The organism is Micrococcus sp. 116, assembly GCF_902506395.1.
GTDB classification, from domain to species: Bacteria; Actinomycetota; Actinomycetes; order Actinomycetales; family Micrococcaceae; genus Micrococcus; species Micrococcus luteus.
The window spans coordinates 839,103-851,477 of record NZ_LR732370.1; the positions used below are offsets into that span (position 1 = coordinate 839,103).

Below are 12,375 nucleotides of genomic sequence, written 5' to 3' on the forward strand. Positions count from 1 at the left end.
GTGAGGAGGAGCGGGGGCTCGGGGAGGGTGAGGTCCAGCCCGGCGGCGAGGACGCCGATCCGGCTGGCAGTGAAGGACTCGGGCGTGGCGATCGAGAGCATCGCCGTCTTGGATCCCAGCGCCACGGGACCGAGCTCCGTGAACCCGGCGGCCAGGTTCTTCGCCCGGATGGCGGCGTTGCGCTCGTCCGGCTCGACGACGACGCGCCGCGCCCCCGGCTGGGCCAGGCACCAGCGCACCACCGCGGCCATCACCAGGTCCGTGGTCCCGGGCACCGGGGTGTCCGTCGGGGCGACGAGCACGTGCAGGCCGACGTCGCCCGGCGCGCCCGCATACCGTCCGGCCAGCTCCGAGTGGGCCGGGTCGTAGACCTCCACCAGGAAGGTCGCAGTCCCGTCCACGAGCCCCACGTGCGCGTGGTGGTGCGGGTGCGCGGCGATCGCCTCGTACTCGGCCACGACGTCGGCCAGACCCGCCTCCGTCATCTCCCAGTACACGGCGTGCGGGGACGTCACCCACCGGTGCAGCAGCGGATGGTCCTGCGCGCCCACGGGACGGAGCTCCACACGACGGGCCGCGCTCGCGGCCGCACCGTCCACGGTGGTCTGCGGCGGCGTCACGGCGCTCACCGGACGCCCGCCGCGACGGCACCGAAGTCCTGGAACGCGATCGACTCGGCCTGCGCGTAGACCTCACGGCCGGCGATCGTGCTGAGGATGCGGCCGCTGTGCTCCGCCGCCATGCCCAGGTCCGGGCCGGTGAGCCCCAGGGGCTGTTCGGCGGTGTTGTGCACGAAGATCCGGCGGCCGCTCACGTCGATCGCGTGGTCCGCGTTCGCCGTCGTCCGACCGTCCTCCGCGCGCAGCAGGTGCCGCACCGGCTCCAGGAACGGATGGTCCGGGTGGCGGTAGCCCGTGCCCGCGACGACACGGTCCACCACGTGCCGCCCGGTCACCCCGGTCTCCTCGTCGCGCAGGGTGACCTCCACCCGGGGCGCACCCGGGCCCGCGACCAGGCGGGCGTCCGCCACCGACGTGCCCGGCCACAGCCGGGCCGGGTCCAGCGGACCCACCTGGCGCTCGTACAGCGCGTGGTAGACGTCCTCGATCGTGTACTCGCTGATCCCCTTGTACAGGGACCGGTGGGATGCGTTGATCTCATCCCGCCGCGCCCGGGGCAGAGTGGCGAAGTGCCGCTCATAGTCCAGCGAGGTCAGCTCGAGCGTGAGCTGGCCGACCTCCATGCCGAAGAACCGGGGTGAGCGCGTGACCCACGTGAGGTCCGGGTGGCCCGCGTTCAGCAGGTCCAGGGCGCACTCCGCCGCCGACTGGCCGCTGCCCACTACCAGGACCGACCCGGCCCCGGCGATGTCCTCGCGACGGCCCATGTACTCACCCGTGTGCACCACGGGGGACGCGCCGACCCGGGCCGACTCCTCCGCGACGCGCGCGAGCGGCGCGGGCAGGGACGGCACCGTGCCCGTGCCCACCACCACGTGGTCGGCCCGGTGCGTGCTGGTCCCGGCCGCGGAGGCCGCCTCCACCACGAACTCGTCCGCCTGATCGTCCCACCGCACCGCCGTCACCGTGGTCGCGTAGGCGATGCCGGGCAGCTGGGCTGCCACCCACGCGCAGTAGTCCGAGAACTCCCGCCGCAGCGGGTACCAGGAACCCCGGATGTAGAAGCGGTGCAGCCGGCCCATCGCCTTGAGATACGCCAGGAACGAGTACGGGGAGGTCGGGTCCGCGAACGTCACCAGGTCCGCGAGGAACGGCACCTGGATCTGCGCGCCCGGCAGCATCATGCCCGGGTGCCACACGAACGCGTCGCGGCTCTCCACCACCTCCACCTCGACGTCGGGCAGCGGGTGGGCCAGCGCGGCCAGGCTCAGGTTGAACGGGCCCAGCCCGATCGCGAGCACGCGGCGGGGGGACGTGGACGCCGGGCTCATGCGCACACCTGCTCTCCGTGCTCGTCCACGCGCGCCGCGGACGGACGTGGCCCCGCCGAAGCGGGGAGCGTGCAGGACACGGCGACCGACGGGCCATGCGGACGGGTCCGCGCCACCCCGCGACACCGATGACGGCTCGCCCGCACCGCGTCGACGTGCCGCAGCGCCGCCTCCTCCACGACGTCGACCAGCTCCTCCAGCTCGCCCGAGGTGACCGCGGGGTTCAGGATCGTGAACTTCAGATGGGGCACCCCGTCCACCACTGTCGTCGCGATCAGCGCGCGCCCGCCGGCCACCAGCTCCCGGTGCGTCGCCGCCTGCACCGCCGTGCACTCCTCCTCCGACAGTCCCTCGGCCCGCACCCGGAACAGCACTGTCACCAGCGTCGGATCCTCCAGCACCGCGAACGTCGGCCGGGCCCGCAGGATCCCGCACGCCTGCCGCGTGCGTTCGCGCGCCCCCGCGAACAGGGACACCACCGCCTCGGCCCCATGCTCACGCAGCGTCAGCCACAGCTTGAGCGAGTCGAACCGGCGGCTCGTCTGCAAGGACCGATCCGCCAGGTTCGGATGGACGCTGTCCTCCGGGTTCAGGTAGTCCGCATGCACCGTCACATGGCGCAGGCTCTCGGCGTCCCGCACCACCAGCGCGCTGCAGGCCAGCCCCACGTAGAACGTCTTGTGGAAGTCCATCGTCACCGAGTCCGCACGGTGCAGCCCCGGCAGCTCGTGGCGCGTCGCCGCGCTCGCGGCGAGGATCCCGCCCACGGCCGCGTCCGCATGGACCCACATCACGTGGCGTTCGGCGACGTCGGCGATGGCCGGCAGCGGGTCGATGGCGCCGCGGTCGGTGGTCCCCAGCGTCGCGACGACGGCCATCGGCACGGCACCGGCGGCCACCTCACGTTCGACCGCCTCGGCCAGGGCCCCGGGGTCCAGACGCCCGGCGGCGTCGGTGGGGACGACGACCACGGCGTGGCGACCCAGCCCGAGCAGGCCGGCTGCCTTGGCGATGCTGTAGTGCGTGGCGGCGCTGACGAAGACGCGCAGCGAGCCGAGCACCTCGGCGGGCAGGTCGGCGAGCCCGGCGTGGCCGGTGAGGCGCTGCACGGCGCGGCCGCGGGCCAGCGTCATGGCCTGCAGGTTGGAGGCCGACCCTCCGGAGGTGAAGACGCCGTCGCCCGCGGCGAACCCGCACCAGCGTCCGACCTCGGCCAGGAGCCGCTGCTCCATGAGCGCCGCGGAGCGGGCCTGGTCCCAGGACTCGACCGCCGTGTTGAGCGCCCCGAGCACGGTGTCCGCTGCGGTGCTGGAGAGCAGGACCGGGCAGTTGAGGTGAGCGGCATAGCGCGGGTGGTGGTAGGCGGTGGTCTGGTGGGCGTAGAGCTCCGCGACCTCGGCGAGGGCGTCGTCGAGGCTGCCCGTCGGCTGCGAGAAGTCGACGGCGCCGACGGCGTCGGCCAGGTGCGTCGACGGGGTGTCCGGGTGGACCCCCGCGCGGTCGTAGGCGGTGTCGACGGCCACCCGGGCCGCCCTGCCGGTGGCGTCGAGGTAGGCGGCGGGATCGCCGAGTCCGAACAGGCGAGGGAGCATGGGAGGGCCTTCCGTGAGGGGGTCGTCGGCTCCGGGCGGCGTGCGCCACGGACGTCCCGCACAGTAGGAAAGCCTTACCTAAGAAAGCAAATACGCAACAATGACGTGACGTATTCAAAGGGAGGACTCCAGCAAAGGTGAGGCTCACCTATGCTGACCGGATGACGAGCTCCTCCGTCCTCCCCCCGCCTGCCGCCCGTCCCTCGCGTGTCGAGGCCCTGCAGATGAAGGCCTACCGCGGGCTCGCGGCCCTCGGCCAGGCGATGCCCGTTGACCGCGACGAGTATCCGCAGTGGACCATGACGGTCCGCGCCACGTGGCTGCTCGCCCCCCGGCTGCGTCGTCTCACGTTCGCCGCGGAGGAGTTCCGCACGTTCACCCCGCAGGGCTGCGACGAGTACTTCGGGCTGCTCACCCCGCCCCCGGGGCGGGCGCTCGTGATGCCCGATCCCGCGGCGCTCAATGCGCGGCGAGCGGTCGGGCGGATCCCCGAGGACGTGCGGCCGGATCTGCGGTGGTACACGGTCGCCGAGCACCGGCCCTCCGTCGGTGAGATCGACGTCGACGTCGTCGTGCACGACCATGCGGGCCCCGCCGGCACGTGGGCGCGCACCGCACGTCCGGGCGACGTCGCCGGCTTCCGCACCGGGACGGGCGCCTATCGTCTGCCGGCGGCGGGGGAGTCGCACCTCGTGGTGGGGGACGAGACCGCAGTCCCGAGCATCGCCGCCGCCCTCGCCGCGCAGCGTCGCACGCCGCACGGGGGCCGGATGGACGTCGTCCTGGAGGTGCCCGGCCGTGACCACGTCCCCGCCCTCGAGGTCCCGGAGGGCGCCACGCTCACGGTCCTGCACCGCGGAGACGCCGTGCCGGGCGCCCTGCTCACGCCGCACCTCGAGGACCTCCCCGCCGCGCCCCGCGACCACGTGTGGACGTGCGGCGAGCAGTCGCTCGCGACGGCGGCGCGGCGGGTGATCGTCCGCCGCGGCATCGCACCGAAGCGCGCGATCATGTTCAGCGGCTACTGGCGGGTGGACGGCCCGCGGCTCTGATCCCGTCCGACGGTCGGCGTCCGTGCTCCGAGCACGAGGCCGACCGCACGCCCCGGAACGACGAAGGGCCCCTCCGCCAGGAGGGGCCCTTCGTGTGTGGAGCGGATGACGAGATTCGAACTCGCGACCTCCACCTTGGCAAGGTGGCGCTCTAGCCAACTGAGCTACATCCGCCTGAGTCGATCCTCACGGATCGTCTCCGTGCGCGATACTGGGTTCGAACCAGTGACCTCTTCCGTGTCAGGGAAGCGCGCTACCGCTGCGCCAATCGCGCTCGTCCACCTCCGAGGAGGTGGTGAACATGCCGCCACTCCCGGTCGGAGAAGCCTGCGAGGTCGGGACGGGATTCGAACCCGCGTATACGGCTTTGCAGGCCGCTGCCTCGCCTCTCGGCCACCCGACCAGGGGTGAAGGTTGAGCGAGCGGATGACGAGATTCGAACTCGCGACCTCCACCTTGGCAAGGTGGCGCTCTAGCCAACTGAGCTACATCCGCGTGTCGGTGCCGCCGGGATCCGCTCGTCCGAGCCGCTCACCTGCGTTTTCCAACGAGAAAGAACTCTAGGCCATCTCCGCCCGGATGCAAAATCGGCGTCGGCAGGCGTGTCGGGCCACCCCGTCGGGGGTCCGCGGACCCTGCCAGAATGGCTGACCATGACCCAGCCACGCCTCGCGCATCAGACCCCCCACGGACGCATGTACGCGCGCTCCCTCTCGGGCCTGCCCGAGGTCCCGTCCATCACCACCGTGATCGGCATGGAGAAGACGGACCTGGACGGCTGGGTCGGGTGGATGGCGGCCCAGTCCGTGACCCAGGATCCGCGCCTGGCGGAATCCGTGGGCTCCGCGGCGCGCCTGAAGCAGGTGGCCCGCCAGTCCGCCGACGCCGCCGCCCGCTACCGGGACGCCGCGGCCGAGCGCGGGGACCGCGTGCACGACTACGCCGAGCAGGTGGCCCAGCGCGCCCTCGGCCGCCCCCACACCATGGCGGAGGCCCGGGCCCGGCTGATCGAGCACGGCGAGGGCGCCTACGCGGACCGCTTCGACGAGTGGTGGGACCTCTACGACGTCCGGCCGATCGCGGCCGAGATCACCGTCTGGAACCACACGGTGGGCTACGCGGGCACGCTGGACCTCGTCGCCCGAATCGGCGGCCGGCTGTGCCTGATCGACTACAAGACGAAGGGCACGGGGCGGGACGGACGGGTCAAGGCGCTCGACCCCAAGGTGGTCATGCAGTTGACCGCCGGCCTGAAGGCGGAGGAGTCCCTCGTGGATCCCGAGGCCGGCACCTGGGAGGAGTGGCGGCACGGGCAGGCCGAGATGCTGCTCGGCGTCGCCCTGGGGGAGACCGAGGTCGCCGTGCACCAGGCCAACCCGGGCGTGCTGCCCCGCCACTGGCACAAGTTCTGGGCCCTGCGCCAGCTCTGGAAGCACGCGCAGGCCGTGGACGACGCCGGCCCCGCGCTCCGTGTCATCGGCCCGCCTCCGCCGTCGGTCCCGGTGTCGGCGGCCACCGGTCTGCAGGCCGTGCGCGCCGCGGCGTTCGGCGGCGGCTCCCACGCCGCCCCGGCCGTGGCGCCCGACGGGTCGTCGTCGCGCCCGGCGTCTGCCGAGGGCGGCGATAGGGTGACGGCGTGACCGTCCTGCCCGTCCGCACCATCCCCGACCCCGTCCTGCGCACCGCCGCGTCGCCCGTGCCCGCGGGTGCGGACGTGCGCGCCCTCGTGGCGGACATGATCGAGACGATGCACGCCGTCGGGGGCGTGGGCCTGGCCGCGCCCCAGGTGGGCGTGGGTCTGCGGGTCTTCGTGTTCGACGTCGCCGGCGTCGCCGGGCACGTGGTCAATCCCGTGCTCGAGACCGCCGGGCAGGCGCTGCGGGAGCCGGGCGAGGGGTGTCTGTCCGTGCCCGGGCTGCGCTACCACCCGGCGCGCGCCGCGGAGGCCGTCGTCCGCGGCACCGACGTGGACGGGAACCCGGTGGAGCACCGGGGGACCGGCCTGCTCGCCCGCTGCCTCCAGCACGAGACCGACCACCTCGACGGGATCCTCTACGTCGACCGCCTCGACGGCGAGGAACGCCGTGAGGCCCGCCGCCGCATGCGCGCCGGCGAGGTGGACCGCGCCGCTCGTCGCATCGGGGCCGCGCGCGCGGCCGCCGTCAGCTCGGTCTTCGGCGCCCCCGCCGTCCCCGCCGCCGGAACAGGAGCCGCCCGATGACCGCCCCGACGCCCCTGCGCGTGCTCTACGCCGGCACGCCCGAGACCGCCGTGCCCGTGCTGCGCGCCCTGCTCGACTCGCCCCACGAGGTCGTCGGCGTGCTCACCCGGCCGGACGCCCCGGTCGGGCGCCGGCGGGTGCTGACCCCGTCGCCGGTCGCGGTCGTGGCCGAGGAGGCCCGCCTGCCCGTGCTCAAGGCCGACCGACTCCGCGGACCCGAGGGCGCCGATGCCCTCCAGGCGATCCGCGCCCTCGAGGCGGACGTGGCCGTCGTCGTCGCCTACGGGGCGCTCGTGCCCGCCGAGGCCCTGCAGACCCCCCGCCACGGCTGGCTCAACCTGCACTTCTCCGCGCTGCCGGCCTACCGCGGCGCCGCCCCCGTCCAGCGCGCCGTGATGGCAGGGGAGACCGAGATCGCCGCCGACGTGTTCCAGCTCGAAGAGGGCCTGGACACCGGGCCCGTCTTCGCCCGGCTCACCCGCCCCGTCGCGGCCGACGAGACCGCCGGGGCCGTGCTCACCGACCTCGCCGAGCGCGGCGGCCCGCTCGTGATCGACGTGCTCGACCGCCTGGCGGACGGCACCGCGACCGCCACGCCCCAGCGCGGCGAACCCACCCACGCGCCGAAGCTCACGGCCGCAGACGGCCTGGTGGACCCCGCCCGCCCGGCGGCCGAGGTGGCCGCCCGGATCAACGGCGTCACCCCCGAGCCCGGCGCCTGGGGCTGGCTGACCGCCGACGACGGCGCCGCCCCGGCCCGTTTCAAGCTCGACGGCGTCGCCCCGGTCAGCGCCGGCGACGACGGCTGGCCCTCCGCCCTCGATGCCGCGGCTCCCGGGCAGATCCTGGTGGCCGCGAAGGCCGCCTGGCTGCGCACCGCCGGCGGGGCCGTCCGGCTCTCCCGAGTCCAGCCGGCGGGCAGGAAGCTGATGCCGGCCGCCGACTGGGCGCGCGGCGCCGCCGCCGGGGCCGCGCTGCTGGCCGGGGAGGCGCTCGCCCACCACGAAGAACAGGCCCGCCGGGAGGCCGCCGCCCGGGCCGCGGCACGCGAGGCCGCGCGGAACGCCACGGCACAGGACGAGGAGGCGCGCGCATGAGCCGCGAGAGACAGCCAGGACAGGGCCGGGGCGAGCGAGGGGCCCGCGGAGAACGCGGCCGCGCACCCCGGCCAGACCCCCAGGACCGCCGGGATGCGCAGGGGCGCACCCGCAACCGGGGTCGCTCCGGCGCCGGGCGGAAGTACTCGGCGCAGGCGCCGTCGCAGCGCTCCCGCACCGCCGACCCGGCGCGCCGCGTCGCGTTCGGGGTGGTCCGCTCCGTCCACGCCGAGGACGCGTACGCGAACCTGGTCCTCCCGGCGCGCATCCGCCAGGCCCGCCTCGACCGGCGCGACGCCGGCTTCGCCACCGAACTCGCCTACGGCACCCTGCGCGGGCTCGGCCTGTACGACGCGATCCTGACCCGCTGCGTGGACCGCCCGCTCGAGAAGATCGACCCACCCGTGCTCGACGCCCTGCGGCTCGGCGCCCACCAGCTGCTGGGCATGCGCGTGCCCGCCCACGCCGCCCTCGACGCCACCGTCTCCCTCGTGCGCGCCGAGATCGGGGCCGGCGCCTCCGGGTTTGTGAACGCGGTGCTGCGTCGGGTCGCCGAACGCCCCCTCGAGGAGTGGCTGGCCGACGTCGCCCCCGCCGACGGCGGCGACGCCGCCCTGGCCGTCCGCACCTCGCACCCGGTGTGGATCGTCCGCGCGCTGCGCCAGGCCCTGGCCGCTCACCGCGGCACCCGCCACATCGCCGACCGCGACGCCGAGCTGGCCGCCCTGCTCGAGGCGGACAACGCCCCGCCCGTGGTCAACCTCGTCGCCCTGCCCGTGGCCGGTGGGGCCGAGGCGCTCGCCGCGGCCCTCGACGACGGCGCCGAACCCGGGCCGCTGGCCCCGGACTCCGCCCTGCACTCCGGCGGCGACGCCGGCCGTCTGCCCGGGGTGCGCGAGGGCGTGCTCCGCGTCCAGGACGCCGGCTCCCAGCTCACCGCCCGCGCCCTGGCCCAGGCACCCGTCCCCGCGGCCGAGGGGCGGGCCGAGCGCTGGCTCGACCTGTGCGCCGGCCCCGGCGGCAAGGCGGCCCTGCTGGCCGCCCTCGCCGCCGAGCGGGGGGCGACGCTCGTGGCCAACGAGGTCGCCCCGCACCGCGCCGACCTCGTCCGGCAGGCACTCGCCGCCGTGCCCGCCGGCGCCTGGACCGTCCGGACCGGGGACGGCCGCACGATCGCCGACGCCCCCGAGGCGGCCCCGGCGTTCGACCGCGTCCTCGTGGACGCCCCCTGCACCGGCCTCGGTGCGCTGCGCCGCCGACCCGAGTCGCGCTGGCGCCGCACCCCGGCCGACCTCGCCGAGCTCACCGGCCTGCAGGCCGAGCTGCTCGACGCGGCGGTCGCCGTCCTGGCCCCCGGCGGGGTGCTCGCCTACGTGACCTGCTCCCCGCACGTCGCGGAGACCGTCGTCCAGGTCCAGGACCTCGTGCGCCGCCACCCCGAGCTGGAGCTGCTCGACGCCCGCACCGCCCTCGACGCCGTCGCGCTCGACGACCTGCGCCTGGACGAGGCCGAACCCGCCGGCGCGCCGGAGCCGGGAGACGTGGTCGCCCGCACGGCCCAGCTCTGGCCGCACCGGCACGGCACCGACGCCATGTTCCTGGCCCTGCTGCGCGCCCCCGGCGCCTGACCGAGAGGACCCGACCATGACTGCCCGCCCCCCGCGCCTGCACCCCTCGATCCTGTCCGCGGACTTCGCCCGCCTCGCCGACGACCTGGCCCGCATCCCCAGCGCGGACGCGGTGCACGTGGACGTCATGGACAACCACTTCGTCCCGAACCTCACCCTCGGCCTGCCCGTGGTCGAGGCGATCCGCCGCGCCACGGACCTGCCGCTGGACCTCCACCTGATGATCGAGGACGCCGACCGCTGGGCGCCCGGCTACGCGGAGGCGGGGGCCGAGTCCGTGACCTTCCACGCCGAGGCCTCGGCGGCGCCCGTCCGACTGGCCCGCGAGCTGCGCGCGGCCGGAGCGAAGGCCGGCATGGCGCTGCGGCCGGCGACCGCGGTCGAGCCCTACCTGGACATGCTCCCGGAGCTGGACATGCTCCTGCTGATGACCGTGGAGCCCGGCTTCGGGGGGCAGGCGTTCCTCGACGTCGTGCTGCCGAAGATCCGCCGGGCCCGCCGCGCCCTCGACGGCGGGCCCGCCCCGCTGGCCCTCCAGGTCGACGGCGGCGTGAACCGGGAGACCATCGAACGCGCGGCCGAGGCGGGGGCGGACGTGTTCGTGGCCGGCTCCGCGGTGTTCGGCGCCGCGGACCCCGACGCCGCGCTCGTCGGCCTGCGCACCGCCGCCGCCCACGCCTGCCACTGAGCCCGGCGACGCGGTCGCCCGCCCGCCGCGCCGGACGTCGCCCGGCGTCGTCCGGCGCTCCCGGCCGGCCCGGCGTGCGATACTGCTGGACAGCAACGTGCTCCGAGATGCGGTGGAAGTCCGCACCGGCGGTGACAGCCCGCTAACCGCGCGGCCCGTCCTCATCCGAGGCGGTGCCGAGCGGCCTGACCGGTGGAATTCCGGTGCCGACCGTACAGTCGGGATGGGAGAGGCACGCGGCGGAGCCGTTCCGCGCCCTGCGCGGGAGGGCTGCGGAGCGCACCCCTCGGAGTCCCGATCCGAGGAGGTGGCGTCACGGTCATGGACTGGCTGGTGGACGCGTTCAACTGGACCATCCCGGTCGCCGGCGGCGGCCTGCTCATGCGCGAGGTGCTGGGCAACGTCTTCGGCCTCGCCTCCGCCCTGGGCGGCATGGCGCGCAGAGTCTGGGCCTGGCCCGTGGGCATCCTCGGCAACCTCATCCTGCTGACGGTCTTCCTCGCCTCCCTGTTCACGGGGGCCGATCACGCCACCCTGCTCGGCCAGGCCGGCCGACAGGTCATGTTCATCGCCGTCTCCGTCTACGGCTGGGCGCGCTGGCGTCGGGCCCGCCGGGGCCACGCCGAGGACGCTCCCGCCATCACCCCGGAGTGGGCCGGCTGGCGCGGGCGCGTGTTCCTCGTGACGGCCATGGCGGTCGGCACCGTCGCCCTCACCCCGGTGTTCCGCGCGCTGGGTTCGTGGGAGCCGGTGTGGGCGGATGCCTGGACGTTCGTGGGATCGCTGCTGGCGACCTACGGCATGGCGCGCGGCTGGGTGGAGTTCTGGCTGATCTGGGTGGCCGTGGACGTCGTCGGCGTGCCCCTGCTGTGGAGCACCGGCTACTACGCCTCGGCCGTGATGTACGCGTTCTACGGCGCCTTCACCCTGATCGGCTTCTTCGTGTGGCTGCGCGCCACAGACCGGGACAAGCCCGCCGTGGAGACGCTGCTGCCGGACGGCCCCGAGGGGGACGTCGCCCGATGAGCGCCGCCGAGACCCCGTCCGCCGACCCCATGGACCTCGCCGTCCGCGCCGCGCTGCGCGGTGTGCGCGGCGCCAACCCCCTCGTCGGGGCCGTCCTGACCGACGAGGCCGGCCGCGTCCTGGCCGTCGGCCACCACCGCGGACGGGGGACCGCCCACGCCGAGGTCGATGCCCTGACCCGCTGGCGGGCCGCCCGCGCCACGGATCCGGCCCTGGCCGCCCTCGACCCCGCCGGCCTGACGCTGCACGTCACCCTCGAGCCCTGCAACCACACCGGCAGCACCGGCCCCTGCTCGCAGGCCGTCCTGGACGCGGGGGTCGGCGCACTGCGCTACGCCGTCGCGGATCCCACCGGCCACGACGGCGGCGGCGCGGCCCGCCTCGCCGCGCACGGGGTGCGCGTCACCGGCCCCACCGGCGAGGTGGCCGCCCTCGCGCTCACCGCCCGCTGGCGCGAGGCCCGCGACGCAGGCCGCCCGTGGGTGACCGGACACCTCGCCCAGTCCCTCGACGGCCACGCCGCGGCCGCCGACGGCACGAGCCAGTGGATCACCGGCCCGGACTCCCGCGTCCACGCCCACGAGGTGCGCTCCCGCGTCGACGCCATCGTCGTCGGCACGGGGACCGTGCTGGCCGACGACCCTCGCCTCACCGCCCGTGACGCCGCCGGCGCCGAACTCGCGCACCAGCCCGTGCCCGTCGTCCAGGGTCACCGGCCCGTGCCCGACGGCGCCGCCCTGCGCGCTCACCCGGTCCTGCTGCACGTGCCGGACCACGACCCGCACGCCGTCCTCGCCGCGCTCGCCGCCCATCCCGGGCCCTGGCCCCACGGCCGCCGTGCCGAGCACGTGCTCATCGAGGGCGGGCCCCGCGTGCTCGGCGCGTGGCTGCGCGCCGGCCTCGTGGACGAGCTCATGGTCTACACCGCGCCCCTGCTGCTCGGCCCGGGCCGCGCCGCCGTCGCCGGCCTGGACGTCGCCACGCTGTCCGAGGGACCGCGCTGGCACCCCGACCCCGCGGAGGGCGGCCCCGCCCGGGCCCTCGGCGACGACGTCTGGACCCACCTGAGCCCGGTGCCGAGATGGGTGACGATGCCGGTGAACACTCAGTCCTCCTGGAA

Annotated in this window: 11 protein-coding genes, 4 tRNA genes and 1 riboswitch; of the genes, 8 read left to right on the forward strand and 7 right to left on the reverse strand. The window is 75.5% G+C overall.

Annotation, left to right across the window (positions count from 1 at the left end):
• From CITRIK5_RS03955 to CITRIK5_RS03965, 3 genes are all read right to left on the reverse strand, one after another.
• On the reverse strand, positions 1–620 hold a 620-nt coding region (locus tag CITRIK5_RS03955; RefSeq protein ID WP_159833109.1), incomplete at its 3' end, for a GNAT family N-acetyltransferase.
• A gap of 5 nt (positions 621–625) precedes the next feature.
• Positions 626–1,951: a lysine N(6)-hydroxylase/L-ornithine N(5)-oxygenase family protein gene (locus CITRIK5_RS03960; protein WP_043279265.1), complete on the reverse strand. Its 1,326-nt coding sequence runs from the start codon at positions 1,949–1,951 to the stop codon at positions 626–628.
• On the reverse strand, positions 1,948–3,543 hold the full coding sequence (locus CITRIK5_RS03965; RefSeq protein WP_123244424.1) for a pyridoxal-dependent decarboxylase: 1,596 nt from the start codon (positions 3,541–3,543) through the stop codon (positions 1,948–1,950). Before CITRIK5_RS03965 ends, CITRIK5_RS03960 begins: the two co-directional genes overlap by 4 nt.
• A gap of 161 nt (positions 3,544–3,704) precedes the next feature.
• Here CITRIK5_RS03965 and CITRIK5_RS03970 point away from each other — a divergent pair, with 161 nt between their 5' ends.
• On the forward strand, positions 3,705–4,595 hold the full coding sequence (locus CITRIK5_RS03970) for a siderophore-interacting protein (RefSeq protein WP_123244425.1): 891 nt from the start codon (positions 3,705–3,707) through the stop codon (positions 4,593–4,595).
• A gap of 97 nt (positions 4,596–4,692) precedes the next feature.
• Here the strand turns inward: CITRIK5_RS03970 and CITRIK5_RS03975 are convergent.
• From CITRIK5_RS03975 to CITRIK5_RS03990, 4 genes are all read right to left on the reverse strand, one after another.
• Positions 4,693–4,769 (reverse strand) — tRNA-Gly (locus tag CITRIK5_RS03975).
• 28 nt (positions 4,770–4,797) lie between these two features.
• Positions 4,798–4,869 (reverse strand) — tRNA-Val (locus CITRIK5_RS03980).
• Between the two features lie 58 nt (positions 4,870–4,927).
• Positions 4,928–4,998, reverse strand: a tRNA-Cys gene (locus tag CITRIK5_RS03985).
• Positions 4,999–5,016: 18 nt separating this feature from the next.
• Positions 5,017–5,090 (reverse strand) — tRNA-Gly (locus CITRIK5_RS03990).
• 158 nt (positions 5,091–5,248) lie between these two features.
• Here CITRIK5_RS03990 and CITRIK5_RS03995 point away from each other — a divergent pair.
• The 7 genes from CITRIK5_RS03995 to ribD form a co-directional block, all read left to right on the forward strand.
• A complete protein-coding gene (locus tag CITRIK5_RS03995) occupies positions 5,249–6,235 on the forward strand; it encodes a cytochrome (RefSeq protein ID WP_123244426.1) in 987 nt (328 codons plus the stop codon).
• A complete protein-coding gene (def, locus tag CITRIK5_RS04000; protein WP_063189634.1) occupies positions 6,232–6,816 on the forward strand; it encodes a peptide deformylase in 585 nt (194 codons plus the stop codon). The genes CITRIK5_RS03995 and def overlap by 4 nt, the downstream gene beginning before the upstream one ends.
• Positions 6,813–7,913 (forward strand): methionyl-tRNA formyltransferase, encoded by a 1,101-nt coding sequence (locus CITRIK5_RS04005; protein ID WP_123244427.1) that lies wholly within the window; start codon positions 6,813–6,815, stop codon positions 7,911–7,913. The genes def and CITRIK5_RS04005 overlap by 4 nt, the downstream gene beginning before the upstream one ends.
• On the forward strand, positions 7,910–9,541 hold the full coding sequence (locus CITRIK5_RS04010) for an RsmB/NOP family class I SAM-dependent RNA methyltransferase (RefSeq protein ID WP_123244428.1): 1,632 nt from the start codon (positions 7,910–7,912) through the stop codon (positions 9,539–9,541). The genes CITRIK5_RS04005 and CITRIK5_RS04010 overlap by 4 nt, the downstream gene beginning before the upstream one ends.
• Positions 9,542–9,557: 16 nt before the next feature.
• Positions 9,558–10,229, forward strand: coding sequence for a ribulose-phosphate 3-epimerase (gene rpe / locus CITRIK5_RS04015; protein WP_159833111.1), 672 nt, complete (start codon positions 9,558–9,560; stop codon positions 10,227–10,229).
• 94 nt (positions 10,230–10,323) lie between these two features.
• Positions 10,324–10,468, forward strand: a riboswitch (FMN riboswitch).
• Between the two features lie 82 nt (positions 10,469–10,550).
• Positions 10,551–11,255, forward strand: coding sequence for a nicotinamide riboside transporter PnuC (pnuC, locus tag CITRIK5_RS04020; RefSeq protein WP_063189642.1), 705 nt, complete (start codon positions 10,551–10,553; stop codon positions 11,253–11,255).
• Positions 11,252–12,375: bifunctional diaminohydroxyphosphoribosylaminopyrimidine deaminase/5-amino-6-(5-phosphoribosylamino)uracil reductase RibD (gene ribD / locus CITRIK5_RS04025; protein ID WP_159833113.1), on the forward strand; the 1,124-nt coding region annotated here is incomplete at its 3' end. The genes pnuC and ribD, both read left to right, overlap by 4 nt.

Coding starts and splice junctions, on each gene's coding strand:
- CITRIK5_RS03960 (WP_043279265.1), bottom strand. CDS start 1,951: ATGAGCCCGGCGTCCACGTCCCCCCGCCGCGTGCTCGCGATCGGGCTG.
- pnuC (WP_063189642.1), top strand. CDS start 10,551: ATGGACTGGCTGGTGGACGCGTTCAACTGGACCATCCCGGTCGCCGGC.
- CITRIK5_RS04010 (WP_123244428.1), top strand. CDS start 7,910: ATGAGCCGCGAGAGACAGCCAGGACAGGGCCGGGGCGAGCGAGGGGCC.
- rpe (WP_159833111.1), top strand. CDS start 9,558: ATGACTGCCCGCCCCCCGCGCCTGCACCCCTCGATCCTGTCCGCGGAC.
- CITRIK5_RS04005 (WP_123244427.1), top strand. CDS start 6,813: ATGACCGCCCCGACGCCCCTGCGCGTGCTCTACGCCGGCACGCCCGAG.
- CITRIK5_RS03965 (WP_123244424.1), bottom strand. CDS start 3,543: ATGCTCCCTCGCCTGTTCGGACTCGGCGATCCCGCCGCCTACCTCGAC.
- CITRIK5_RS03995 (WP_123244426.1), top strand. CDS start 5,249: ATGACCCAGCCACGCCTCGCGCATCAGACCCCCCACGGACGCATGTAC.
- CITRIK5_RS03970 (WP_123244425.1), top strand. CDS start 3,705: ATGACGAGCTCCTCCGTCCTCCCCCCGCCTGCCGCCCGTCCCTCGCGT.